Origin of the sequence: Mycobacterium gallinarum (genome assembly GCF_010726765.1) — a bacterium.
In the GTDB taxonomy this organism is placed as follows: Bacteria; Actinomycetota; Actinomycetes; order Mycobacteriales; family Mycobacteriaceae; genus Mycobacterium; species Mycobacterium gallinarum.
This window is the reverse complement of sequence record NZ_AP022601.1, coordinates 1818263-1842363: the sequence shown is the minus strand read 5'-3', so window position 1 is coordinate 1842363 and position 24101 is coordinate 1818263. Positions and strand designations below refer to the sequence as shown.

The following is a 24101-nucleotide window of genomic DNA, read 5'->3' as shown; positions in this document are numbered from 1 at the left end:
ATGGTGTGGACGTAAGCGACCGTACGTTGCGCAGGGACAATTCCGAACTGAGGCAGGCACATTCGATGTCGATTCGATGACTGCTATTCACAAACGGAGGTGGTCTGTGTTGAAGACTCTTGTGCGTATCGTCGGAATTTTCCTACTCAGCGGCGCGGCGGCACTGCTTGGAATCCCTTCAGCGGCGGCCCACGTGAATGCCTACTTCGACGGAGGGGGACCGGGGGAGACGGGTCTCATTACGCTGCGAGTGCCCGCGGAGTCAGATAACCCCCCCACCGTCAAAGTGGAAGTTCGGATACCTGACGACGTTCAGATCCGGACTGTGAGGCCGCAACCAGTAGCGGGCTGGAACATCGATATCAAGAAGAAGAAGACGGATCCGCCGATCTACAGAGACGACGGCACGAGAGTCGATGAGGTGGTCAGTTCGGTCACGTGGACCGCGACCGGTCCGGGGATCATGCCAGGCCAATTCGACGATTTCGTCCTCGAGGCCAACCCTCTCCCAGACGTACAGTCGCTCTCTTTGCCGACCTATCAGACTTTCGCCGATGGCAAAACGGACGCTTGGACTGAACCGGCGCCCGAAGGCAGTGACCCGGAGTTCCCGGTGCCGACAGTGACTATCGGCGCGAGTTCGAACACTGCAACAAGCGGCGGGAGCGGTATGACCTCAGTGATTGCCTGGACCGCTCTGGGGTTTGCGGTAATCGCCGTCGCGCTGGGCATCTTCTCGATAGACCGGGCCCGGCGATCCGCTCATCCCGCGGTACCTGGTGCGGAGGCGACTCCCGAGCGCTCCACGGCGACGGAGTAGCCGCGGTTGTGCGCCAGCATGAACGCACCGCGCACTCCAGGACAACTATCGGGTGGACGGAATTGATATGAGTAGAAGCTGTATTTGGCTAAGAGCGAGTGCAATTGGCGCGGCTGTCGCCGTCATTGCGGCGTGTGGTTCGGAAGCCTCGCCGCCGAACTCATCCTCTGCTGCGCAGTCGCCTTCCGCGCAAACCTCTGTGGCGACACCTTCTACGAGCGCTGAGGCCGGGACGGTCATCGACGTCACCGTCGATAAGGGCGTGGTGACACCCACAAATGCAACGGTGCAGGCGGTCGCGGGCCAGCCGATCGTGCTTCAGGTGACCAGCGACGCGGTGGACAGCCTGCACGTGCACTCCGTGCCCGAGCATGTCTTTGACGTGGCCGCCGCCGCAGACCAGCGCTTCGAATTCACCGTCGACATTCCCGGTCGCGTCGCCGTGGAGCTGCACGACTTGCACGTCACGGTCGTCACCATCGAAGTCCGGCCTTGACGCCCGAAGCGGCGGTGACGGTCCTTGCGCACGGGGTAGGCGGATCGACCGATCTCCCAGTGCCGTTGTCGTACGCGCTGATTGGGGCCGCTTGGGCCTTGGCTGCGACATTCGCCGTTGTCGCTGTCGCGTGGAGGACGCCGCGATTCGACCCAGCGAAGCCAGGACGCGAATTACCCGCGTGGGTGACCGCTGCCGTCGACTCCCCGGTCGTACGATGGATCGTCGCGGCGGCCGCCGCGATCTTCTCCATCTGGGTTGCCGTCGCCGCAATCTGGGGACCCCAAGACAATGACAACGCGCTACCGGGCGTGTTCTATGTGTTGCTGTGGGTCGGGCTCGTCGCCATTTCGGTTGTCGTGGGCCCGATTTGGCGAGTGATCTCGCCGGTGCGCACTGTATGGCGACTGGTGCAGGTCGGACGCCGCGACGCCGCGGCCTCTCAGGGCCGTCTGCAGTACCGGCCGGGCTGGGGATACTGGCCGGCGGTGGTGGGGCTGTTTGCCTTCGTGTGGCTGGAACTAGCCAGCTCGGATCCTGGCTCGCTCACGGCGATCAAGATCTGGATCCTCATCTATCTGGTCGCAATGTTCGTTGGCGCAGCAGTATTCGGAACGACGTGGTTCGCCCGAGCCGACCCCTTCGAGGTGTACAGCGTGACAGTCTCGCGGCTGGCGCCATTTAGAAGAAATCGCGCCACAGGGCGCATTGTCCTGGGCAATCCGCTCGATCATCTGCCCACCATGCCGGTGCGCCCCGGCACCGTAGCAGTGATGGCGGTGCTCCTCGGATCCACCGCGTTCGACAGCTTCTCCCAGTCCGCCACCTACAATAACTTCGTCAATCGCAACGCCGCCGCCATTCCTCTGGTCGGCGATTTCGCGGGCGGCACGGTGTTGCGAACCCTCACACTGTTGCTTTTCGTGCTTGCAGTCGGCGTGACATTCTCCGCTGCGGCCCGCGCGGCCGCCGGTGTAAGTCGCGAACGACGCCGCGAGTTACCTGGACTACTCGCCCACAGCCTCATTCCCATAGTCGTGGGATACATTTTCGCGCATTACCTTTCCTACCTCGTCGAGCGAGGCCAGGAGACCATGGTGCGGCTCGCCGACCCGCTCGGCCGGGGCTGGCATCTCCTCGGCCTGGACTCCGGCGACGTGCAGTACTTCCTATCTCTGAACCCGACTTTGCTGTGGACCATCAAGGTCGCCTCCGTGGTCATCGGACACATGTTGGCTGTGATCGCCGCGCACGACAAGGCACTGCGGGTGCTGCCGGTAGGTCATCAACTGACCGGCCAGCTCGCGATGATGCTGACCATGGTCGGATATACCTTCGCCGGCCTGTACCTACTGTTCGGCGCCTGACCGCAGACCCGCGGGCATCGGGGCGCCGGATGGTGAATGAGTGCAGGTGACAGTGTTATCCGGTTTGAGGGGACGACGGTCGGCCCGGCAAAGCTAGGGTCTTAACAGAGGGGATGACCGCGCCGACCGCCTCGCAGGAACATCAGCGACATCCCCTCGCCAGATGAAGCCCACTGCTGATCGAGTGCCCGGATCGTTTCGATCCAAACTCGTGTCGTTGACCAGCGCAGTGTTATTCATCACCAACACCGCTGAGCTGGCAAAACAAGTTTCAGAGGACACAAGTTGCAAGCTGTGTGGTTTGGACCGGTGCACTTCCGTCAATTACTGGCTGGCGAGTTGAGGTTAGCCGGAGCAAACACCGGCACCCCCTGACTTTCATGACTGGAGCACCCCGGTCCGCATCTATTCAGCGACCGGTCGTGATTCGGCCGGTCAAACCATTGGGAGAAATACATGAACAAGACACTCGTTGTCGGAGCCACCACCCTTACCCTGCTGTTCGGCGGTACGGGCGTTGCAACCGCATCCACCTTCGAAGCACCGTCTAGCACCACCACGACCCTGGCGCAGTCGCAAGAGGCGCCCGAAGATGACGGCGGCGACAACGGCCTGTGGGGCCTTGCCGGTCTGCTCGGTCTCGTCGGTCTCGTCGGCCTGAAGCGGCGCAAGGACGCCGACTACCCGGCGACCCGCGCGGGCGGCACCATCACCAACAACCCGCGCGCGTAAGACATTCAGGGCTGAACGCGACCCCCGTCAGTGTTTCTGGCGGGGGTCGCGTTCTTGCGTGTCGGGGCTGCCACACCAAGGACAGGTGACCGCGGTATACCTCTCGACAGTGTTGACTCTGTCGCACTGGCGTCGCACGGCATAGGCTCGAGTTGCGAACTTCGCGGATCAAGGTGAGCCATGTCGGAACCAGTGATCGATCGTGCAGCGCTCGCGGCAGACTTAGAACGAGCGCGCGCCGATTTTCAGCTCCTCTTGTCCAGCGCGAACAACCTCGACTGGAAGAAGCCAACGTCGGGCACTCGTTGGACCAACGAGCAACTGCTCTTCCACATGGTGTTCGGATACATGGTCGTGCGACGGCTACTGATTCTCGTGCGCGCGTTCGGCCGACTACCGGACGGCGCCAGCCGCAGCTTCGCCCGGCTTCTCGACGCGGCGACGCGGCCGTTCCACGCGATCAATTATTACGGGTCCTGCGCTGCAGCTCTGGTTTTCAATCGCCGGCGCATGGGCAAGAAGATGGACCGCGTCATCGAGAAGCTCGAGGGGTCCCTCGCCCGGGAGAGCGTGGATGCCTTTCGCCGTGGGATGCATTACCCGCGCGGGTGGGATCCGTACTTTCGCGATTACATGACGCTCGCGGACGTCTACGCCTATCCCGGCCGGCACTACGACCACCACCGCCGACAGTTGACGCTGAGCGCGGTCGATGAGTCGCGACAGCCCCCTCCGCAAGGCTGACCCACGCGGGTGCATGACGTCCGCCCCCATCCACTGTCGCCGTCAGTCGGCACGCCAAACCCTTGCTGTGTGAGGGCATCTCGATGGGTGGTTGTCGTTCTTTATCGAATCTTCACAAAACGTCTAGTGGGGCCATACGGGCGACGCGAATGCTCGAAGATGCGTCGGGATGGGCCGTGCGTCGACCAGGGGCGCTGCAGTCGCGTCGACGTGAAAACGAGGAAGGGACTCATTGTGATGAAGAGGAAGACGCTGGCCGTCGGTGCGGCCACGCTGGCCGCGCTGGTCACCGTTGGTGCGTGTAGCAGTACCGGCACTACGCAGGGAGCTGATTCGTCGTCGGTGTCTGCGCCGTCGGCGTCGGCCACCGAAGCCCATAATCACGCTGATGTGATGTTCGCTCAGCACATGATCCCTCATCATCAGCAGGCAATCGAGATGAGCGACATTGTGTTGGATAAGCAAGGAATCGACCCGCGAGTTCTAGACCTGGCCGAGCAGATCAAGGCCGCTCAGGCTCCCGAGATTCAACAGATGCAGTCCTGGCTCACTCAGTGGGGCGTGCCCGCGATGCCGATGATGCCCGGGATGGATATGCCCGGTCACAGTGGGATGCCCGGCCACGGTGGGATGCCCGGCATGCCAGGGATGGACGGCATGCCGGGGATGGCCGGCATGATGTCGGAGGCGGACATGGCCGCACTGCGGAACGCTCAGGGAGTGGCCGCCACCAAGCTCTTCCTGACTCAGATGATCGAGCATCACGAGGGTGCGATTACCATGGCGCAGAACGAGATCAAGGATGGTCAGTACCCCGACACGATTGCCTTGGCACAGTCGATCGTCACCAGCCAGCAGCAGGAGATCGACACGATGAACAAGATCCTGGCCTCGTTGTAGAAGCCGGGTCAGGCGCGAATGGGGCGGCGGTGGTCACCGCGCCGCTAGATAATGATCGGGGTGGACCGCATTGCGCGGTCACGGGGTGTCAGCGGGTAAGGGGCAACTCGATTGTGAAGGTACTGCCCAGCCCGGGTCCGCGGCTGGCTGCCGTGATGCGGCCGCCGTGGGCTTCGGTGAGGGCCTTGGCGATTGCCAACCCGATCCCAGCGCCGCCGTGGCCTCGGTCGCGAGCGGAATCGGCGCGGTAGAAACGTTCGAACACGTGCGGGAGGTGCTCGGCAGCGATGCCATCACCGTCGTCGTTCACCGTGATGATCAGTTTGCCGGGCTGCGCCGCCGCGTTGAGCTCGACGTGACCTCGCGGAGCGGTGTGACGCAGAGCGTTGTCGAGAAGGTTTCCCACCACCTGTGCCAGGCGCAAAGGGTCCGCCCACACCTTGGGCAGCGGGTCAACGGCATCGAATGACAATTCGACGTCCTTGTCCGCATATCGATCACTTGCCGCAGCCACGGAGGTGGCGATCGCGGCACGGGGGTCGATCCACCGTGGTGCGACCGCACCGGGCCCTTCCTCGGCTTGAGCGAGCGCGGCCAAGTCATCGGAGAAGCGCACCAGCCGACCCGCTTGATCGTTGAGCACTGCAACCGTCTCGGGGTCAAGGGTTTTCACTCCGTCCTCGACGGCCTCGATGTAGGCCTTGAGCACCGAGACCGGTGTCCTGATCTCATGGGCGAGGTCACCGAAGAGCTGGCGCCGAGTGGCTTCGACCGTTTCGAGCCGCTCAGACATCCGATTGAACGCGCCGGACAGATTCGCGAAATCTTCCCCTAGGCGCAGTGGCGACACGCGGATGTCATAGCGGCCGTCAGCGACCGCAGTGGCGGCGGAAGCGACCTCGGCGATTGAGCGCTGCAGGCGGCGGCTGAAGTACCAGGTGACGAGAAGAGCGGTCAATGCGGCCACCCCGATAGCGACCGCGATGGAGATGGCTGTGGCGTACCGGTAGGCCTGCTCGGCATGGAACTGCTCGTTGGATGAATGGGGAAGCCCCGCCTGCTGCAAGTGGTCCCGGAACAGCGGCGGGCCGACGATGACAGCGACAATCCATGTGGTGGCGCCGCCGGCGAGGAGCACCAAGGCTTGCGCCAGCAGCAGCCGGGCCCCGACTCCAGGACTGCGCCGTGGCCCGGGTTGAATGGTCATTGCTGTCCTCACTGGCCGCTTCCCATTCGGTAGCCGACACCGCGGACCGTGATCACGTAGCGGGGATCGGCGGGGTCATCCGACAACTTTCGGCGCAGATGTCCGATGTGAACGTCGACTAGATGTTCATTGCCACCCCAGTAGTCTCCCCAGACGGCCTCGAGGAGCTGACGGCGGGTAAAGACCACTGCCGGACGCGACGACAATGCGGCCAAGACGTCAAACTCGGTGCGGGTCAGCAGGACTGGCTCGTCATCGATGAACACTCGGCGGCCCGCGACGTCGATGGACAATGGCCCGAACACCCGCGGTGGGGGTTCGGCGACGGTGGCCGCGGCATCCATCGGCGTAGCGACGGTGCGAGGCCGGCGCAGCATGGCCCGGATCCTCGCAACCAATTCCCGGGGACTGAACGGTTTGGTGACATAGTCGTCGGCACCGACCGACAGGCCCACGACGGTGTCCAGTTCGGTATCGCGTGCGGTGAGCATCACGACATAGGCATCGGAGAACGAGCGCAGTTGTCGGCACACCTCCAAGCCGTCGATGCCCGGCAGTGCGAGGTCCAAAACGACGACGTCCGGATCGATCTCACGAGCTTGCGTCAGGGCGTCGGCCCCGCTGTGGGCAAGGCTGACATCGAAATGCTCGCGTCTGAGGTAGCTCGCGACGACTTCGGCCAGCGCCACCTCGTCGTCGACCACCAACGCTCGATAACCCGCAGGGTGGGTAGCCGCAGGCTTGTCCATGCCTTCATCGTGCCGCCCCGAAGGATTTCGGGAACCCACGACCCAGGTCTTGAGCGAATCTTCACAGAATGATCGTCGGTTCTGTACCCGACCGCACGCATGTGCCACGAAAAAGGATTAGGCCTGGACCGCGCCGTATGGCTTCCAACCCGCTACTTTCCAGCCGAAGTAGTGCGATTGGCCGAGCCCGCGGCCTTTCTGGACATGGACACCCGCACCAAATGCGGCCTCATAGGCTCCTAACGTGAGTGTGACGAGGTCACGAGAGAAAGTAGGGTCGCGATCATGCGATTAGCGCTCAGTGACGAGGATGCGAAGTTCCGGGACGAATTGCGGGATTTCTTCACCACCCAGGTTCCGGCCGAGATCCTCGAGCGGGCTCGCAACGACGAGTTGCGCTTTCCCGAGGACATGGTCGCCACCCAGCAGATCCTCAACGCCGCCGGTTTGGCGGTGCCGAACTGGCCCGTCGAGTGGGGCGGCAAAGACTGGACTCCACTGCAGCGCCAGATCTGGTCTGACGAGTTGCGGATGGCCCGCGTCCCCGAACCACTGGCCTTCAACGCCAGCATGATCGGCCCGGTCATCGCACAGTTCGGTTCCCAGGAGATGAAGCAGCGGTTTCTGCCCCCGACGGCAAACCTGGACATCTGGTGGGCACAAGGCTTCTCCGAGCCAGAGGCCGGCTCGGACTTGGCGAGCCTGCGCACTACGGCGGTGCGCGACGGCGACCACTACGTGATCAACGGCCAGAAGACCTGGACCACGCTCGGCCAGTTCGCAGACTGGATCTTCGTGTTGGCGCGTACCGATCCCGACGCGCCGAGAAAACAAGCCGGCATATCGATCCTGCTTGCCGAGATGAGTACCCCCGGCATCACCTTGCGGCCGATCAAGCTGATCGATGGCAGCTACGAGGTCAACGAGGTCTGGTTCGAAGACGTTCGGGTGCCTGCCGATCAGCTCGTCGGTGAAGAGAACGCGGGCTGGGGCTACGCGAAATTCCTGCTGTCCAATGAGCGCACCGGCATCGCCCGGATCGGCACCACCAAAGTTTGGCTCGACGACGTCAAGCGATACGCGGCCACCACAACCATCGGCGACGGTGACACCACGTTGTTGCAGGATCCGATCTTTGCGTCCCGGATCGCCGAGGCCGAATGTGAGCTGCTGGCACTGGAACTCACACAGTTGCGCGTCAGCGGCGATGAGGGAACGGGCAAGCCGAACCCGGCCTCATCGATCCTGAAGCTGCGCGGTAGCCAGTTGCAGCAGACGGTCACTGATTTGCTGGTGGAGGTCGCCGGCCCCAACGCGCTGCCATTCGGCGCGGCCGATGCCGCATCGCCCGCGTGGGCGCAGCACGCCGCGCCGAAGTACCTGAACTATCGCAAGACCTCGATATACGGCGGCAGCAACGAGGTGCAGCGAACCATCATTGCCTCGACCATCCTTGGACTGTGAACCATGAACTTTGATCTCACCGAAGAACAGCGGATGCTGGCCGACACCACCCGCGACGTACTGGCGAAGGCCTATGACACCGAGGCGCGGAACAAGGTGATCGAATCCGAGGTTGGCTGGAGCCGCGAGGTGTGGCAGCAGCTGGCCGAGATCGGCATCCTCGGAATGGGTTTCGACAATGACTCCGGCCCCATTGAGGTGATGGTCGTGATGACCGAGATCGGCCGTCGGCTGGCTCCCGAACCGGCTGCAGCCGCCGCGCTTGTTCCGGGCGCGGTGATCGCGGCGCATGGAACCGACGAGCAGCGCGCGCTTCTCGACGCTGTCGCCGCCGGGGAGCTGCTGCTCGCCATCGCCCACGCAGAGTGCGACCGCCGCGGCGCGAAGGCCCTGGGCACCAAGGCTTCTGGTCACGGCGACGCGTGGACGATCACCGGCCGCAAGAGCCCGGTGATCGCAGGTGACAGCGCCGACGTGATATTGGTCAGCGCTTCGCTACCGGACGGCGGCTCGGGTCTGTTCCTGGTGGACTTCTCTTCTCAACAGAATTCGGGCGTGACCCGCACTCCGTACCGGACCTTCGACGGTCAGCGAGGGGCGGATATCACCTTCGACAATGCGGCCGCCCAGCAGCTGGGCGCGGGCGGCGACGCCTCAGCGATCATCGACGAAATGGTGATCCGCTTCCAATCCGCGCTGTGCGCCGAAGCGGTTGGCGCGATGGACGAAGCCTTGAAGTTGACCACCAATTACCTCAAGACGCGCAAGCAGTTCGGTGTGCCGCTCAAGACGTTCCAGACCCTGACCCAGCGGGCCGCCGACATGTACGTCTCGCTGGAGCTGGCGCGCAGCATGAACTACTACGCGGCGGTGTGCGTCGCCGACGGACGATTCGACACCGTGGCGGCCGCACGGGCCAAGATGCAGATCGGGCGCTCGGGCAAGCACATCGCGGAAGAGTCGATCCAGATGCACGGCGGCATCGGCGTGACCGCTGAGTACCCCATCGCGCACTATGCGGCGAGGCTGACCGCCATCGATCAGACCCTCGGCTCGGCAACCGACCAGCTGCGATACCTCAGCGCGCGGGTGGCCGACTACGGAGTCGTCGCGCTCTGAGCATCTGCAACCGGTCCTTCCTTGATGACCTCGACCAGAAGCGCTGACCGCACTCGATCAGACGACGCCGGATTCGTCGGCCATGTCGACGGCGTCCGCTCTGCGCCTCGAGCGAACGTTCGGCGCTGCGGTGAGGTGTTCGAGGATGCCGGTGATGTCCAGCAATCGCTCGAGGAAATCAGGTCGGCGGTCGAGATGCAGATGCACGCCCGCAGCGGAGGTCCGCAGGTGAATCGTGAGCAGTGCAGAGATTCCGGCCGAGTCGCACAGCGTCATCTGCGCGCAGTCCAGATGAAGGTCCCGCAGCACGGGGTGGTCTGCGAGCAGTTTCCCGGCGGCCTCGACCAGCGCCGACGCCGTCGTGTATTCGACGTCCCCGTCGATGTGCAGGATTGCCGATTGCGATGTGGAGTCAGAAGTCAGTGTGAGATTCATACGCGGTGTTGGTTGTGAGTGTCCTTGAGAGTGGTTTGTGCTGCGTCGATTATCCGCTGTGTGCGGGGGAAGTCCCGGAGCTGCGCAGCGAGGAGTTCTAGCGCCGGGTCAAGAGATTCGGTCGGGACGCCGCGCGCGGAGAGAATGCCGGCAGTCCACACGATGAAGCCGGTGAACAGCTCATCGTCGTCGGTGTAGAGCGCGGTGGCCAGGAAGTCGACGATATGGGCGATGTCCTCGACGGTGTGTTGGCGTTGCGCGTCGGTGTATCCGGCCATCGCCGGGAAGCGGTGCTCTAGATCGGCGACGGTCCTCTCGACCAGCTGCGCGGCACTGCGGCTGACCATCGTGAATTCCTGGTCCACCAGGTGGGGCAGATCGTCGATCGGCTGGTGGTTCGACGAGAAGCGCACGCGGGGGAAGTCCCCGCTCAGGCATTCGGCGGCCGATTCCGCATCCGGCGCCCATGCGTCGGCGCCGAGCAGTCGGGCGTACCGCCCGTCGTGACCGAAGCCCGCCCCGCCGGCAAGGACGTACACCCCTGCCGCCTGGCAGGCGGTGATCGCGGCATGGGCGGTTGGCAATCGAGTGGGGATGGAACAGGACAGTGCAACGGCGTCGGGTCCGTGTTGGTGCAAATGCGCAATGAGGTGTGGGGTGGGCACCTGCGCCCCGAGGAAGTCGACCTGCCAGCCCCGCAGCCGCAGCACCTCGGCGAGCAGCCGGGCCGGCAACGCGTGCCATTCGCCGTCGACGCACGCCACCGTCACCCGGCCGGCGTCCGGGGTGCGCCGGCAGCCGGGATGGTGGGCCAGCGCGGCGAGCACCCGTTCGTTGATCGCGGTGGCCGCGTGTTCCTGCGCGACGGTGATTCTGTTGGCGGCCCACTCCGTCCCGATGCGACGTTGGACCGGTGCGATCAGCTCGAGCACCACTCTCTCCGGGGGCAACCCCTCGTCGAGGGCTGCGAAAACCGTTCCCGCAGCGGCATATTCGTCACCTTCGAGGACCGCACCCCACAGGCGCTCCAAGATCTCCGGTGAGGTCGCCGCAACAGATCGCGTCTCCGTCACGCGGTATACCGTCCCGCGGTGTGGCCGTTGACGGCGGCCAGGTGGTTGCGATGCGGCGATGAGATGGCGACCACGGCCATGTCGTCGTGGGTCCGCTGCCCGGCCCACTGCGTCGCGAGCATCATGACGCGTTCGACCACCGCCTCGGCGGGCATGCCCGCACATTCGGCCAGGGCGGTCGAGAGCCGCTTTTCGCCGAAGACGTCCTTGTTCAGCGGTCCACCGCGGGCCTCGGTGACCCCGTCGGTGTAGAGCAGACACACCTCGCCCGGCGCCAGCGCTGTTTCGTAGGAGCGCGCCTTGAACTCCGGCAGCGCTCCCACCAACGTGCCGCGGGTGTCGGCGCGCTCCAGCCTGCCGTCATGACGCACGATCAGCGGAGCCGGGTGCCCGGCGCACGTCAGCCGCAGCATCAGCTGCCCGTCGCGGCGGGCGACCGACGCCAGGACCACCGTGGCGAAGCGGCTGTTGTCCGGCGACAGCAGCGCACTGTTGAGCAGCTTGAGCACGTCCTCGTGTTGGTCGGCCAGTGGCGCGAGCGCCTGCAGGGTGTTGCGGATCTTGCCGGTGAGCACAGCAGCGTCCAGACCCTTGCCGCAGACGTCGCCGAGCACCACGAGAGTCTCGTCCTCCGGCGTCGACGCGGGATGGACGTCATAGAAGTCGCCGCCGACCAGTTGGTGGTCCTCCGAAGCCCGGTAGCCGCCGGCCAGCTCGATACCGTGCAGCCGATGCAGCTGCGGGGGGAGCAGTTCGCGCATCAGGGTTCGGGTGATGGCGGACTGTTCCCCGTACAGCCGCGCCGCCGACAGCGCCGCGCCGGCGCGGGCGGCGAACAGCCGCGCGAACAGCTCCTCACCTTCGCTGAACACCGTATGGGAGCTGCGCCGCAACAGGACGAGCGCGCCCGCCGGGACGCCGTGGCCGGGCAGCGGCGTGATCACCACGGATCCCACCGGCCCGGTGAACTGACTCGGGATCAACCAGTCGGGCACCGAAGCCGGATCGATCCACCGCGACGGCACCGGAGGGAATCCGCGCAGGGCCTCGGCCAGACCGGCGACTTCGGCGGGGTCGGCGTCGATGCTGCGATGCTCGACGGCGCCGGCGGCAACGCTGCACACCACCGGAACCTGCGGGCCGTGCGCTGCCGCCACCACCACCGCGGCGTCGGCCAGATGGCGCGCGGCCATCTGGACCGTTGCCTCCATGCACCGGTCGATGTTCAACGACGCCATGAGCACGGCGGAAGCCTCGTCGAGGAACGTCGCGCGCTCGCGTTCGCGCGCCAGGGCCTCCCGAGCGTCCTGCAGTATGCGGTCGGTGTCCTCGATCAGCCACCACGCGATTTTGTGGCCGGGCAGCACGGTCGGACGAGCGGTGAATGCCCGCTGGTCGACGGCGCCGACCACCACGCCTGCGTCCTCGGCGGCCTCTGGTTCGGCCTGCACCACGTCGTGGTGCGCGCGCGATAGCCAGGATGGTCCGGTCTCACGAAGGAGGGTTCCGCGCAGTACGTCGGGCAGCAGCGGCTGGGCAAGTACGCTCACCGCCCGGACGACGCCGGCGCGGTCGACGACCAGCACGGGATGGGGAATTCTGGCCCACGCGGCATCACGTGCCGCATCCAAAGCGACAGGTGCCTGCTCGCGCATCGCAGCTCCAAACGGCCCTGCCGCTCGGCGCGCATACGCGCGACGTCATGGCGGCACACGACCACGGCCGGTAGATAGTCCGATACTGGTCGCTTTCTGCACTGTATTGGTTGCGGGGGCAAACAGACAGCTTCGTCGGCGATCCGTAAGAGTTTTCGCAGGGCAAGGGCCGCAACGATCTTCGTAATGTGGATAGCGTCGAGGTCCGGCAGCGCTACTCGGATGTCGCCGCAGTCGACGTGGAGTGTGGCTGTTTCGCTTTGGCGCGCATGGCGAGCACGCCGCCTCCGATCACGAGCGCCATCCCGAGGTAGGTGGCCACCGTCGGTCGGTGATCCCACACGATCCAGTCGATGACCGCGGTGAAGACGATGACGGTGTAGATGAACGGGCCGACCTTTTCCGCGGAAGCGTAGCGGTAGGCGACGACGATCAACGCCTGGGAAAAAAGCTGCGCGAAGCCGAGAGCGATGAGCCACGGCCAGCCCTGCGGTGTGATCGGTTGCCAGTCTGCGATCGCGATCGGAACGGACAAGACGGTCGCGAGCAGAAAGTAGTAGAAGAGGATTCGGGTGACGGGTTCGGTGGCGCCGAGCCAGCGGACCGACATCATGGCCACGGCGAGCAGCAAGGCGCCGGCCAACGCCGACAACTCACCCGCCGAGAACCCGTGCCCTTGCGGCTGCAGCACCAGAAGTATTCCGAAGAAACCGATTCCGGCGCCCAGCCACGTTGGGACCGCGACCCGTTGCCGGGTGACCGCCCACGCGATCAGTGGCATCCACAGCGGCGCGCTGTAGGTCAGCAGCGTCGCGTTGGCCAACGGAATTAGCTTGATCGCGACGAACAGCGCATACCAGCATCCGGTTCCGGTGGCCGCTCGCAGCAGGTGCAGCCCAATCCTTTTCGTGCGGAGCGCCGCAAATCCGCCTCGCGACACGACCGGCAGGACGAACAGCAGACATATGGCGTTCTGGAACAACAGCAGCACGCCGGTCGACGTGTACTGCCCCGAGACCTTCGCCAGCGCGCCCACCAACGCCACGCAGAAGAACGCCGCGGTGGTGAGAAGTGCTCCGACAACGAGGTTTTCGTCCCGGTAGCCGACGGTCTCAGTGCCCACCGGTGCCAGGTCCCAAATGTGGTGTGGAGCGCTTCATCACTCCGTTGAGCAGGCGCGGCGACAGGAGGTCGAGCGCACGCAACGGGAGCATCTTGCGCGGAGCAATGCGCACCGGGCGGGTGCGCGCGGCGACGACCATCCACTCGGCGGCCTCGTCGGCACTCAGGGCGGCCAGGCCGTCGTAGGCGCGGGTGGGCGCGATCATCGGGGTGGCCACCAGCGGGTAGTAGATGGTGGTCGATTGCACGCCGGATTCGGCAAGCTCGTTGTCGATGACCCGGCTGACCGCGCTCAGCGCGGCCTTGGAGGCGTTGTACACACCGAAGAACGGCGACGACTCGGGCATCACGCGCCAGCTCGAGATGTTGATGATGTGCCCGTCGCCGCGTTCGACCATTCCGGGCGCTAGTCCGCCGATCAACCGAAGCGGCGCGTAATAGTTCAGCGTGATGGTGCGTTCGACGTCGTGCCAGCGGTCCAGCGATTCGAGCAATGGTCGGCGGATCGACCGGGCCGCGTTGTTGATGAGGATGTCGACGGGTCCGGTGGCCCGCACAAGCTCGTCGACTGCGTCAAGGTCGGCCAGGTTGGTCGGGATCGCGATCGCCTTGCCGCCGCGGGCGGTGATCCGGTCGACGACAGCCGCCAGCAGGTGTTCACGTCGGGCCACCACGATCACCGTCGCACCGTGCGCAGCGAGTTTCTCGGCGGCGACCTCACCGATACCCGACGACGCTCCCGTCAGCAGAATCCGCTTGCCGCGCAGATCGATCGGGGCACGATTCCGCCGGCGCGGCAGCGGCCGCATACCCGCCAGCCGTAACGCCCGACGCACGTTGGCAGGCGAGACGACTCGCTCAGCACTCTTCCTCACAGCCCGCCCCATCAGCCGCGCACCGCATGGCCTTTGCGCAGGCCGCAGAGATCGCGCATGAGGTGACCGTACAGGTGCACTCGTGGACGCAGGCGGGCCAAGACAAATTCGGGTCGGTGGCCGAAACCGCTCCGCGGTCACTTCCAGAATGGCGTTTCATCGAAGCATGCAACGTGAGGGGATGTTCGGTGTCGAGAATGTGGTGCTGACTCCGTCCTAGGGATGAGCGGCCACCAGCGGTCGCGTGACCACGAAGGAGAACGACCATGAAGTACCTGCTGCTGAAGCACTACCGCGGAGCCCCGGCTTCGGTCAACGACGTCCCGATGGACAGGTGGACGCCAGACGAGGTCGACGCGCACGTGCAGTACATGCGCGACTTCGCCGTGCGTCTCCAGGGCACAGGCGAATTCGTCGACAGCCAGGCGCTGACGCCCGACGGCGCGTGGGTTCGCCATGACGGCGAAGGGCGCCCGCCGATGACCGACGGCCCGTTCGCCGAAACCAAGGACCTCATCGCCGGCTGGATGATCATCGACGTCGAGTCGTGGGAGCGCGCGGTCGAGCTGGCGGGGGAGTTGTCCGCCGCGCCGGGTGCCGACGGAAAGCCGATCCACGAGTGGCTGGAGGTGCGGCCGTTCCTCACCGAGACATCAAAGTTCACCGAGTGAACGAGTCGCTGCTTCGCGAGCTCGTGCCCGCGGTGATCGGTGTCCTCGTCCGACGCGGAGCGGACTTCGCGTCGGCCGAGGACGCCGTGCAGGAGGCCCTGATTCGAGCGCTGGAAACCTGGCCCGACGATCCACCTCGCGATCCGAGGGCATGGCTCGTCGCGGTGGCATGGCGCAAGTTCATCGACGCCACCCGTGCCGAAACATCGCGGCGGGGAAGAGAACTCGCCGTCGAGACCGAGCCGCCCGCCGGTGAGGTGCCCGCCACCGACGACACGCTGCGACTGTACTTTCTGTGCGCACACCCCACCTTGCCGGAGTCCTCGGCCGTCGCGTTGACGCTGCGCGCGGTCGGTGGCCTGACCACGCGGCAGATCGCGACGGCGTACCTCATCCCCGAAGCGACCATGGCGCAGCGGATCAGCCGGGCCAAGCGCACGATCGCGGGGCTCACGCTGGACCAGCCTGGCCACCTTCCGACGGTGCTGAAGGTGCTCTACCTCGTCTTCAACGAGGGGTACACGGGAGACGTGGACCTCGCAGCCGAGGCGATCCGCCTCGCCCGTCAACTCGCCGCGCTGACCGACGAGCCCGAGGTCGCCGGCCTGCTCGCGCTCATGCTGCTGCACCATGCGCGCCGAGCATCGCGCACCGGCCCGGGAGGCCGCCTGGTACCGCTTGACGAGCAGGACCGATCATGTTGGGACACAACCCTTATCGCCGATGGGGTGACGATTCTGCAGGCTGCGCTGACCCGCGACCGCCTCGGCGAGTATCAGGCACAGGCCGCGATCGCCGCTCTGCACGCGGACGCCACGAGCGCTGCCGAGACGGATTGGGTGCAGATCGTCGAGTGGTACGACGAACTGCTGCAGCTCACCGGCAGTCCAGTGGTGCGGCTCAACCGCGCGGTGGCGGTTGGTGAGGCGGACGGAGCACAGGCCGGCCTGGCCGCGCTGGCCGGCGTGAGTCCGGACCTGCCCCGGTACGCCGCGGTGACGGCGCATCTGCGCGAACGCGCCGGTGACCTCGAGCAGGCCGCCGAGTTGTACGCCGAGGCGGCCCGCACCGCGGCCAGCGTGCCCGAGCGCGACCATCTCACCCGACACGCCGCACGCGTGAGGCAACTGCTGCGAGCCTGAGCCCGACTTACCGCTCACGTTGGTATAAGCAGATGTCGCCAGAAACAAGGAGTCCACTGCCTCGTGTTCAGATTCGCGCTCAGCGTGCTGCTCGCCGCTTCACTCGCCCTCACCGGTTGTCAGCAGTCGGAGCAGACCTCCGAGGAACCGGCTTATCCGAGCGGACCCGTGACGATGACGGCGGGAGCCAACCCGGGCAGCGGTTTCGACATCACGATCCGAGCGGTGGTCGAGGCGCTGCAGAAGGAACGGCTCATCGATGTGCCGTTACCCGTAGAGAATCGGCCGGGAAACAGTGGAGCAGATTTTCTCGCCACGATGGTGGAGCAGTATCGAGGCAAAGACGACGAGGTTTCGGTCACCTCGCTGTCGATGATGATGAACGAACTGCTCGGCAAGTCGAAGTACGGCTACGACGACGTCACGATGATCGCGCGGCTGATCACCGAGTATTACGTGGTCGTCACCCGCTACGACTCCCCGTACAACAACCTCGGTGACGTCATGACGGCCATCAAGTCCGACGCCAAGCGCGTCGTGGTCGGCGCCGCCAACGACGATCAGGCGCCTTTCGACCTACTGGTCGCAGCGGCCGGCGGTGACCCCTCGACCATCAACTACGTACCGTTCGAGGGCGGCGGCGACCAGATCAGCGCACTGGAGAAGGGCGACATCAGCGTCGCGATCGGCGGTGTCAGCGAGTTCGTCGACCTGCTGAAAGCGGGGACCCTGCAGGCGCTGGGGGTGTTGGCCGAGGAACGGTTGCCCGACCTGGATGTGCCGACCGCCAGGGAGCAGGGGTTCGACGTCACCCTCTCCAATTGGCGAGGCCTTTACGGACCGCCGGACATGCCGCAGGTCGCCGTCGAGTTCTGGCAGAACGCGCTCGGCACGATGGTGGAATCGCCGACCTGGCAGCAGATCGCCAAGGACAGACACTTCACCACGACCTTCATGATCGGCGACGAATTCCAGACCTTCTTGGCGGAGACCCAGGCCGACGTCAAACAAGCGCTGGCGCTGTGATCAGTTCTTCGGCGTCGGGCTCATCGAGCTGATGTAGTACGTCTCGTCGCCGGTGGCATATCCGCCGCCCGCCGTCGCGATGTGCACGTGGTCGAAGTGGTTGGCGGTCTCGTTGCCGTAGTCCGCGGTCCAACTCGGTGCGCCGATGCCGGGGTAGAAGCCCTGCCGCCAGATCACGTGCAGGATTCCCCAGCGCTTCGCGTTCGCCAACGCCAGCCCGGCGATCTGGTTGCCGAGTTCGATGCCCTCTTCGCTGCTGTGGTTCGGGATCATGACGTCGATCGCCAGACCTTCGGGATGCCACCGCAAGGGGTCCTGCCGATACCCGCCGATGGTGGTGATCTCGGGGAACATCACGCTGATCGCGCGAGCGGCCCAAATGGTCCTGACCTGCAGATTGCTCTCGGGCGCAACGCCCTTGGGCAGCTCGAACGGAAGCTCTCGCGCAGCCGCGGGCGCGCTTGCGGCCAGCAGTTCGGCCTCCGCGGGCACCGGGACCCTCGGCGCAGCGGGCGGCGCGGATTCGGGTGACATCGGCGCCACCGCCGCCGGCTTTTCGCTGTGCGGCGCCTCGGCGTTCTGGGCGTACAGCATGGCGCCGGAGACGACCAGCGAAACCACGATCGCCAACCACCGGCCACGGCCGTTGGCTAACAGGTTTCTTGCCACGGGAGAGCACTTTACTGTCGTCTCTGACACGGTATTGCCGTCTTGGTGGTCTCGTAATGTTCTCTTAGACCCCCACGACCCGACGGCCAGCAAGTTCTACGCCACCGAAAAACCCAAAAAGTTCGCGAGCGCGGTGTGTTGGGCGCCAAGCGCGTAGTACTACTCATCCGCGGTTGGCCACGGCGCGGCATGCTGAACGCATGACGCTCACCAAGCCCGGGTCCGGTGCCGACAGGGTCGCTGCCGAGACTCCGGCCGACCGTGACCGCGCTGTCGACGTCGCCCGGCTCGGCGCCCTCGTGGTCGTGATGTTCGGGCACTGCGCACTGCTGCTCGCCACCATCGACAACGGGCTGCGGATCGGCAATCTGCTCGGCGAACTGCCCGCACTCGCTCCCATCACCTGGGTCGTGCAGGTCATGCCGCTGTTCTTCCTGGCAGGCGGTGCGGCAGGCGCCTACGGCTGGCATTCGGGCTCGTCGTGGGGCACCTGGCTGGTCAAACGCGCGCAGCGGCTGTGCCGCCCCGTCTTCTGGTATCTCGCCGCGTGGTCGATCGGCATCGCGGTGACCTACTACGTGCTCGGCGCCGACTCCGCGGAAAGCATCGGCCGCGAATGCGTGGCCCTGCTGTGGTTCCTCGGTGTCTACCTCGTGGTGCTGGCCTTCGTCCCCGCCCTGACCCGAATGTCGACCGGTCGCGCGGTCGCCGCCATCGTCGGGGTGCTGATAGCCGTCTCCGCGGGATTCGACGCGATCCGATTCGCGGTCGACGCACCGATGGCGGGCGTCGCGAACTTCGTCATCGTCTGGCTGATCCCGATGGTGATCGGGGTGGCCTACGCGCGACACCTGGTCGGGGCGCGCACAGCGCTCGTCTTCGCCGCGTCCGCATTCGCCGCGCAACTTGTGGTCGCGGCCGTAGGACCCTACGAGGTCTCCCTGGTTGTCACTGGGACCGAACGCATCTCGAACGTGTCGCCGCCGACGCTGTTGCTCGCGCTGCACTGCACCTGGATGTCGTTCGCGTTCATCGCGTTCGCGGGCCCGATTCGGCGCTGGGCTCAGCGTCCGCGCGTCTGGTACGTCGTCGCGACAGGCAACGCGGGAGCGATGACGCTGTACCTCTGGCACATCCCCGCGATCGCGGTGGCCACCTTCACCCTGCACGCCTTCGGTCTGGACGCCTACGACGTTGACGCCCCGCACTTTTGGGCCATGCTCGCCCTGCGTGCCGTGGTGTTCGCCGCCGTGATGCTCGCCATGTTCATGGTGCTCTCGCCGCTCGAACATCGTCGACTGCCGTGGTGGGACGCACCCGTCGCCGCCACCGGCACCCGGTCGACCGCCGCCGGTGTGCTGATCGTCCTCGCCGGAGTGGCGCTGGTGTTGCTCGCCAAAAATGGTCTGGGCGACCTCCAGGGGCTCGCCACCCTCGCATGCTTCGTCACCGCGGCCGCTGCCGCGCGGATCTGCGCCGGCGCGAAAAATTCCCAATCCGCCACGGCGACAACGGTTTAACGGCCGACGAGCTGCTCCGGAGGCTTTGGCTTCGGCCACGGAGCCGGCCGCGGTCTTGCGCGGATCATCTGCGGCCACCAGAACCACCGGCCCAGCAGGGCCGCGATCGACGGGGTCATGAACGCGCGGATCACCAGGGTGTCGAACAGCAGACCCATACCTATGGTGGTGCCCATCTGAGCGACCACCGTCAGCTCGCTGACCATCATCGAGATCATCGTGAAGGCGAACACCAGACCGGCTGAGGTGACGACCGAGCCACTGCCGCCCATCGCGCGGATGATCCCGGTGTTCACCCCGGCGTGCAGTTCTTCCTTCAACCGCGCGACGAGCAGCAGGTTGTAGTCGGCGCCCACGGCCAACAGGATGATCACCGCCATGGCCATGACCATGAACTGCAGTTCGATGCCCAGCACGTGCTGCCAGATCAGCACCGACAGGCCGAACGACGCGCCGAGCGACAACACCACGGTGCCGACGATGACCGCGGCGGCGACGACAGCGCGCGTGATGATCAACATGATGGTGAAGATCAGCGCGAGCGCGAGGATCGCGGCGATGAGCAGGTCGTAATTGTTGCCGTCCTGCATGTCCTTGAATGCCGCTGCGGTTCCGCCGACATAGATCGTGGAACCCTCGAGGGGCGTGCCCTTGATCGCTTCCTTGGCCGCGTGCTTGATCGCCTCGATGCGGTCGATGCCGTCGGCGCTGAGCGGATCTCCCTCGTGCTGGATGATCATTCGGACCGCATGACCGTTGGGCGAGATGAAGCTGTCCATGCCGCGCTTGAACTCTTCGTTGTCGAAGATCTCCGGCGGCAGATAGAACGTGTCGTCGTTCCAGGAGTCGTTGAACGCATCGCCCATGGCCGACTGGTTCTCCGACAGCGCAGCCTGCTGATCCTGCATGCCGCCCTGTGTGGCATGCATCGTCAGCATCATGTTCTGCATCGTCTTCATCGTCTCGATCTGCTGGGGCATCAACGCCAGCAGTTGCGGCATCAGCGAATCGAGCCGCTCGAGATCCGGAAGCAGGTCCTGAACGGCCTCAGTCGTGGTGTCGACGCCGTCGATCGTGTCGAACACCGACCGCATCGACCAGCAGAGGTTGATGTTGTAGCAGTGCGGCTCCCAGTAGAAGTAATTCCGAATGGGACGGAAGAAGTCGTCGAAATTCGCTATGTAGTCGCGTAATTCGGCGATGTCGACGGTCATGGTGCGCGTCTTCTGCACCATGCTGTGTGTCGTCGCGCTCATCTCGCCCATCAGGTTCGACATGCGGGTCATCGTGTCGATGGTGACCTGCATTTCGTCGGCCTGCTTCAGCATGTCTTCCATGCGGTCCTGCAGGTACTTGCGGTTCAGGTCCTGACCGACACCACCGAGGCTCATCTGCGCCGGAATCGTGCTGAACTTCACCGGTTTACCGTCGGGGCGGGTGATCGCCTGGACGCGGCCGATCCCGGGCACCCGGAAGATCGCCTTGGCGATCTTGTCGATCACCAGGAAGTCCGCGGAGTTGCGGAGGTCATGGTCGCTCTCGATGAGCAACAACTCCGGGTTCATGGTGGCCGGGGAGAAGTGGCGTTCGGCCGCCGCAAAGCCCAGGTTCGCGGGCAGGTCGGGCGGCAGATACTTACGGTCGTTGTAGTTCGGTTGATATCCGGGCAAGGTGAGCAGCCCGACGAGTGACAAGGCGATGGTCGCCAGCAGGACAGGGCCCGGCCAGCGAACGATCAAGGCGCCGATCTTTCGCCAACCCCGAATGCGCATGGCGCGCTTGGGTTCCAAAAGGCCGAATCGGCTCGCGACGGTGATGATCGCCGGGCCCAACGTCAGCGCGACCAGCACGCCGGTTGCCATGCCCACGGCCAGCGGTACGCCCAGCGTCTGGAAGTAGGGCAACCGCGTGAAGGACAGGCAGAAGGTCGCACCCGCGATGGTCATACCCGAGCCGAGCACCACGTGCGCGGTGCCGTGGAACATCGTGTAATACGCCGACTCTCGGTCCTCGCCGAGAGTTCGCGCCTCTTGATAGCGGCCTATGAGGAAGATGGCGTAGTCCGTTGCCGCGGCTATCGCGAGTGTGACGAGTAGGTTCGTCGCGAAGGTCGACAACCCGATCAGCTCGTGATACCCGAGGAAGGCCACCACCCCGCGCGTCGCCGCCAGTGTCAGAAAAACCATCACCAGCACGAGCAGCACGGTGCGGATCGATCGGTAGACGAGCAGCAGCATCGTGATGATCACCGCGAAGGTGACCATCTCGATGATCCGGATGCTGCGGTCGCTCGCGATCTGCTGATCGGCGACCAGGGCCGATCCACCAGTCACGTAGACCTTCACGCCCGGCGGCGGCTCCAGCCCGTCGACGAGCTTGATGACCTGCTCCACCGACTCGTTGGACAGCGCCTCGCCCATATTGCCGGCGAGATACACCTGCACGTATGCGGCCTTGCCGTCGGCGCTCTGCGCGCCTGCTGCCGTCAGCGGATCGCCCCAGAAGTCCTGAACGTGTTCGACGTGTTTGGTGTCGGCCTCGAGTTTGTCGACGAGTTCGTCGTAATACTCGTGCGCCTCCGCGCCCAACGGCTTGTCGCCTTCGAGCAGGATCATCACCGCGCTATCGGATTTGTACTCCTCGAAGACCTCGCCGACCTTCTTCATCGCGATCACCGACGGCGCTTCGGCCGGGCTCATCGACACCGACCGCATCTGGCCGACCACTTCGAGCTGCGGCACGGTGACGTTGAGCAGGGCGACGATCAAGACCCAACCGATGATGATCGGCACGGAGAACACGCGGATCCACTTGGCAAGGCCTCTGCGGCGATCCTGCGCGGGCCGGGCAAGCGGATCTTGGGTGGGAGCGCTCATCGCAGTGTCGTCGGGCGCGACGGGTTGCTTCCGCTGCTATTGAGCCCAGCCTGAACACAGTTGGGCACCTCGCGGAGCTCCTCCCTGGATTGTTAAGCTTGCCTTAGTTCCTACCAGATCAGGCCCGTTAGCGGCCACTCACAGCAGCCCCACAGCGAACGAGGCCGCCTGATCGACCATTCCCGACCGGACGTAGGCGCCGTGCGCGCCCCAATCCCGTCCGCCTTCGAAACAGATCGGGTCGTTCGGCACGCACATCTCCACGGTCTTTCCGGCGTAGAGCGGCGCAACGCCGGGTAGCGGTCCGGGCGACAGCGAATCGGCGAAGCTGCTCCTTGGACCGCCGAAGATCGCAGCCGCGGCGACGTTGTCGGCGACCGCCGGGGGCATCGCGGCGGTAGCCAAGTCGACGACAGCGGCCCCTTGGGAGTAGCCGCCGAGCACCATCCGGGTATTCGGGCACGTCGCGGCCATCGACTGCACATGAGCGCTCACGTCGTCGCGGCCCGCGGGCGTGCTGCGGCCGAAGTCACGGCTCGCTGGGTAGTTGACCGCATACACACCGACAGAGCGCTCGCCGAGACGTGAACGTAGCGAGTCGACGAACGCCTGCCCGATACCGCCGACGCCGGGCGGTTCGGTGGTGCCACGAGCGAACACAATTTCGACGTCGGGACAAGGAGTCGCGGCCGCGGGTGGCACGGTCGCCAGGGTGATCGACAGGGTGGCGCCGGTGAGGCCCACAAGCCCTAGAATGCGCGAGATGGTCGTCATACTCTTACGTCGCTCGACGGCGCGGAGATGTCACATCGGCGGCGGCAACCCTCACCATTAAACTGACGGCCGCGTTAACGGTCGGCATGCTTCAGCGGGATAGCGCATCTGCCCGACAGACCCTGCATCTATGAGGAGGCAGTGCCGCCACTGGCTGCAGAAGCGCCGGAGGTAGAGCCTTCGCTGACATTACTGCCGCGCCTAAGCGGACCGCATCCAGCACGGTGTGGGCCGCGCTGCCTTGATCGGTACCGCCTAGGTGGTAGTCCAGGTCCAGACGGACGGATCGTTCGGCGGGTAATTCATGCAAACGTCGGTGGCATGTGCGACGACGCCCTTGTTGTTGAAGAACAACTTCGCCCAGTTGCCCCAGCGCGTCGCCATCTGCTCGTAGTAAACGTTCGTCGCCGTGTTCTCCGAATACTGCCTGCGACCAGCGTAATCGAGGGAGAAGAACCAGTAGATCCGGTTGCGGGCACCCGTCTGAACATCCGCGGGCCGGTTCCTGTAGTCGATCATGTAGCGCTCGTAGTACACCGGGTCGGTGTCACGGGTGGCCGCCATGTATTGATCGACGGTGCATGGCGTTTTCATGATCCGGCTCGGGATCGGGTACTCGTCGGTCGCGTCCGCCGAGGCAACGCCGGGAAAGATCATGGCGGCAC

Annotated in this window: 23 protein-coding genes; 12 read left to right on the top strand and 11 right to left on the bottom strand. The window is 65.1% G+C overall.

The features are described from left to right. Positions 1 to 109 precede the first annotated feature (109 nt). From G6N42_RS09165 to G6N42_RS09140, 6 genes are all read left to right on the top strand, one after another. Positions 110 to 820, top strand: coding sequence for a YcnI family copper-binding membrane protein (locus tag G6N42_RS09165; RefSeq protein ID WP_163728799.1), 711 nt, complete (start codon positions 110 to 112; stop codon positions 818 to 820). Between the two features lie 199 nt (positions 821 to 1019). After that, positions 1020 to 1316, top strand: a complete 297-nt coding sequence (locus tag G6N42_RS09160; RefSeq protein WP_350310119.1) for a hypothetical protein — start codon at positions 1020 to 1022, stop codon at positions 1314 to 1316. Further along, positions 1313 to 2683: a hypothetical protein gene (locus G6N42_RS09155; protein WP_163728791.1), complete on the top strand. Its 1371-nt coding sequence runs from the start codon at positions 1313 to 1315 to the stop codon at positions 2681 to 2683. The genes G6N42_RS09160 and G6N42_RS09155 overlap by 4 nt, the downstream gene beginning before the upstream one ends. 456 nt (positions 2684 to 3139) lie before the next feature. Next, complete coding sequence (locus G6N42_RS09150) at positions 3140 to 3415, top strand: WGxxGxxG family protein (protein ID WP_083127154.1); 276 nt, start codon at positions 3140 to 3142, stop codon at positions 3413 to 3415. Positions 3416 to 3595: 180 nt separating this feature from the next. Next, entirely contained in the window at positions 3596 to 4159 is a 564-nt protein-coding gene (locus G6N42_RS09145) for a DinB family protein (protein WP_174262040.1), read from the top strand. Positions 4160 to 4396: 237 nt separating this feature from the next. Further along, positions 4397 to 5059, top strand: coding sequence for a DUF305 domain-containing protein (locus tag G6N42_RS09140; protein ID WP_163728788.1), 663 nt, complete (start codon positions 4397 to 4399; stop codon positions 5057 to 5059). A gap of 88 nt (positions 5060 to 5147) precedes the next feature. Here the strand turns inward: G6N42_RS09140 and G6N42_RS09135 are convergent, their stop codons facing one another. Then, on the bottom strand, positions 5148 to 6266 hold the full coding sequence (locus tag G6N42_RS09135; RefSeq protein WP_174262039.1) for a sensor histidine kinase: 1119 nt from the start codon (positions 6264 to 6266) through the stop codon (positions 5148 to 5150). Between the two features lie 8 nt (positions 6267 to 6274). Then, a complete protein-coding gene (locus G6N42_RS09130; protein ID WP_163728780.1) occupies positions 6275 to 7015 on the bottom strand; it encodes a response regulator transcription factor in 741 nt (246 codons plus the stop codon). Between the two features lie 285 nt (positions 7016 to 7300). On the opposite strand from G6N42_RS09130, the gene G6N42_RS09125 reads away from it, so the two are divergent. Then, positions 7301 to 8479: an acyl-CoA dehydrogenase family protein gene (locus tag G6N42_RS09125; protein ID WP_163728777.1), complete on the top strand. Its 1179-nt coding sequence runs from the start codon at positions 7301 to 7303 to the stop codon at positions 8477 to 8479. A gap of 3 nt (positions 8480 to 8482) precedes the next feature. After that, positions 8483 to 9598 carry an acyl-CoA dehydrogenase family protein gene (locus tag G6N42_RS09120; RefSeq protein ID WP_163728774.1) on the top strand — a complete coding sequence of 372 codons (1116 nt, stop codon included), beginning with the start codon at positions 8483 to 8485 and terminating at the stop codon, positions 9596 to 9598. A gap of 57 nt (positions 9599 to 9655) precedes the next feature. Here the strand turns inward: G6N42_RS09120 and G6N42_RS09115 are convergent, their stop codons facing one another. The 5 genes from G6N42_RS09115 to G6N42_RS09095 all read right to left on the bottom strand — a co-directional run bounded on the left by G6N42_RS09115 (position 9656) and on the right by G6N42_RS09095 (position 14770). Continuing rightward, positions 9656 to 10033: an STAS domain-containing protein gene (locus G6N42_RS09115; RefSeq protein ID WP_163728771.1), complete on the bottom strand. Its 378-nt coding sequence runs from the start codon at positions 10031 to 10033 to the stop codon at positions 9656 to 9658. Further along, positions 10030 to 11106 carry a cobalamin B12-binding domain-containing protein gene (locus G6N42_RS09110; protein WP_163728768.1) on the bottom strand — a complete coding sequence of 359 codons (1077 nt, stop codon included), beginning with the start codon at positions 11104 to 11106 and terminating at the stop codon, positions 10030 to 10032. Before G6N42_RS09110 ends, G6N42_RS09115 begins: the two co-directional genes overlap by 4 nt. Further along, positions 11103 to 12761 (bottom strand): PP2C family protein-serine/threonine phosphatase, encoded by a 1659-nt coding sequence (locus G6N42_RS09105; RefSeq protein ID WP_163728764.1) that lies wholly within the window; start codon positions 12759 to 12761, stop codon positions 11103 to 11105. Before G6N42_RS09105 ends, G6N42_RS09110 begins: the two co-directional genes overlap by 4 nt. A gap of 214 nt (positions 12762 to 12975) precedes the next feature. Beyond that, positions 12976 to 13884 carry a DMT family transporter gene (locus G6N42_RS09100; RefSeq protein ID WP_163728760.1) on the bottom strand — a complete coding sequence of 303 codons (909 nt, stop codon included), beginning with the start codon at positions 13882 to 13884 and terminating at the stop codon, positions 12976 to 12978. Continuing rightward, positions 13874 to 14770: an SDR family oxidoreductase gene (locus tag G6N42_RS09095; protein WP_163728758.1), complete on the bottom strand. Its 897-nt coding sequence runs from the start codon at positions 14768 to 14770 to the stop codon at positions 13874 to 13876. The genes G6N42_RS09100 and G6N42_RS09095 overlap by 11 nt, the downstream gene beginning before the upstream one ends. A 254-nt stretch (positions 14771 to 15024) precedes the next feature. Here G6N42_RS09095 and G6N42_RS09090 point away from each other — a divergent pair, with 254 nt between their 5' ends. The 3 genes from G6N42_RS09090 to G6N42_RS09080 all read left to right on the top strand — a co-directional run bounded on the left by G6N42_RS09090 (position 15025) and on the right by G6N42_RS09080 (position 17597). After that, complete coding sequence (locus G6N42_RS09090) at positions 15025 to 15429, top strand: YciI family protein (RefSeq protein WP_163728755.1); 405 nt, start codon at positions 15025 to 15027, stop codon at positions 15427 to 15429. After that, positions 15426 to 16571, top strand: coding sequence for an RNA polymerase sigma factor (locus G6N42_RS09085; RefSeq protein ID WP_163728752.1), 1146 nt, complete (start codon positions 15426 to 15428; stop codon positions 16569 to 16571). The genes G6N42_RS09090 and G6N42_RS09085 overlap by 4 nt, the downstream gene beginning before the upstream one ends. Positions 16572 to 16634: 63 nt before the next feature. Beyond that, positions 16635 to 17597, top strand: coding sequence for a Bug family tripartite tricarboxylate transporter substrate binding protein (locus tag G6N42_RS09080; RefSeq protein WP_163728749.1), 963 nt, complete (start codon positions 16635 to 16637; stop codon positions 17595 to 17597). Here the strand turns inward: G6N42_RS09080 and G6N42_RS09075 are convergent, their stop codons facing one another. Next, a complete protein-coding gene (locus G6N42_RS09075) occupies positions 17598 to 18266 on the bottom strand; it encodes a VldE C-terminal domain-containing protein (protein WP_174262038.1) in 669 nt (222 codons plus the stop codon). Positions 18267 to 18466: 200 nt separating this feature from the next. Here G6N42_RS09075 and G6N42_RS09070 point away from each other — a divergent pair, with 200 nt between their 5' ends. Next, a complete protein-coding gene (locus tag G6N42_RS09070) occupies positions 18467 to 19786 on the top strand; it encodes an acyltransferase family protein (RefSeq protein ID WP_163728747.1) in 1320 nt (439 codons plus the stop codon). Here G6N42_RS09070 and G6N42_RS09065 read toward each other — a convergent pair. The 3 genes from G6N42_RS09065 to G6N42_RS09055 all read right to left on the bottom strand — a co-directional run bounded on the left by G6N42_RS09065 (position 19783) and on the right by G6N42_RS09055 (position 24093). Further along, the gene (locus G6N42_RS09065; RefSeq protein WP_163728744.1) at positions 19783 to 22662 is read right to left on the bottom strand and encodes an MMPL/RND family transporter; all 2880 of its coding nucleotides are present in this window, start codon (positions 22660 to 22662) and stop codon (positions 19783 to 19785) included. The two genes, G6N42_RS09070 and G6N42_RS09065, sit on opposite strands and share 4 nt — an antisense overlap. A gap of 138 nt (positions 22663 to 22800) precedes the next feature. Then, positions 22801 to 23436, bottom strand: a complete 636-nt coding sequence (locus tag G6N42_RS09060; RefSeq protein WP_163728742.1) for a cutinase family protein — start codon at positions 23434 to 23436, stop codon at positions 22801 to 22803. A gap of 255 nt (positions 23437 to 23691) precedes the next feature. Continuing rightward, positions 23692 to 24093 (bottom strand): DUF5078 domain-containing protein, encoded by a 402-nt coding sequence (locus G6N42_RS09055; RefSeq protein ID WP_410506668.1) that lies wholly within the window; start codon positions 24091 to 24093, stop codon positions 23692 to 23694. Between the last annotated feature and the right edge of the window lie 8 nt (positions 24094 to 24101).

Excerpts from the sequence above, each read along its gene's own strand:
- G6N42_RS09150 (WP_083127154.1), top strand. The coding sequence starts at position 3,140 with ATGAACAAGACACTCGTTGTCGGAGCCACCACCCTTACCCTGCTGTTC.
- G6N42_RS09145 (WP_174262040.1), top strand. The coding sequence starts at position 3,596 with ATGTCGGAACCAGTGATCGATCGTGCAGCGCTCGCGGCAGACTTAGAA.
- G6N42_RS09140 (WP_163728788.1), top strand. The coding sequence starts at position 4,397 with ATGAAGAGGAAGACGCTGGCCGTCGGTGCGGCCACGCTGGCCGCGCTG.
- G6N42_RS09135 (WP_174262039.1), bottom strand. The coding sequence starts at position 6,266 with ATGACCATTCAACCCGGGCCACGGCGCAGTCCTGGAGTCGGGGCCCGG.
- G6N42_RS09130 (WP_163728780.1), bottom strand. The coding sequence starts at position 7,015 with ATGGACAAGCCTGCGGCTACCCACCCTGCGGGTTATCGAGCGTTGGTG.
- G6N42_RS09125 (WP_163728777.1), top strand. The coding sequence starts at position 7,301 with ATGCGATTAGCGCTCAGTGACGAGGATGCGAAGTTCCGGGACGAATTG.
- G6N42_RS09120 (WP_163728774.1), top strand. The coding sequence starts at position 8,483 with ATGAACTTTGATCTCACCGAAGAACAGCGGATGCTGGCCGACACCACC.
- G6N42_RS09115 (WP_163728771.1), bottom strand. The coding sequence starts at position 10,033 with ATGAATCTCACACTGACTTCTGACTCCACATCGCAATCGGCAATCCTG.
- G6N42_RS09105 (WP_163728764.1), bottom strand. The coding sequence starts at position 12,761 with ATGCGCGAGCAGGCACCTGTCGCTTTGGATGCGGCACGTGATGCCGCG.
- G6N42_RS09095 (WP_163728758.1), bottom strand. The coding sequence starts at position 14,770 with ATGGGGCGGGCTGTGAGGAAGAGTGCTGAGCGAGTCGTCTCGCCTGCC.
- G6N42_RS09090 (WP_163728755.1), top strand. The coding sequence starts at position 15,025 with ATGAAGTACCTGCTGCTGAAGCACTACCGCGGAGCCCCGGCTTCGGTC.
- G6N42_RS09070 (WP_163728747.1), top strand. The coding sequence starts at position 18,467 with ATGACGCTCACCAAGCCCGGGTCCGGTGCCGACAGGGTCGCTGCCGAG.
- G6N42_RS09065 (WP_163728744.1), bottom strand. The coding sequence starts at position 22,662 with ATGAGCGCTCCCACCCAAGATCCGCTTGCCCGGCCCGCGCAGGATCGC.
- G6N42_RS09060 (WP_163728742.1), bottom strand. The coding sequence starts at position 23,436 with ATGACGACCATCTCGCGCATTCTAGGGCTTGTGGGCCTCACCGGCGCC.
- G6N42_RS09055 (WP_410506668.1), bottom strand. The coding sequence starts at position 24,093 with ATGATCTTTCCCGGCGTTGCCTCGGCGGACGCGACCGACGAGTACCCG.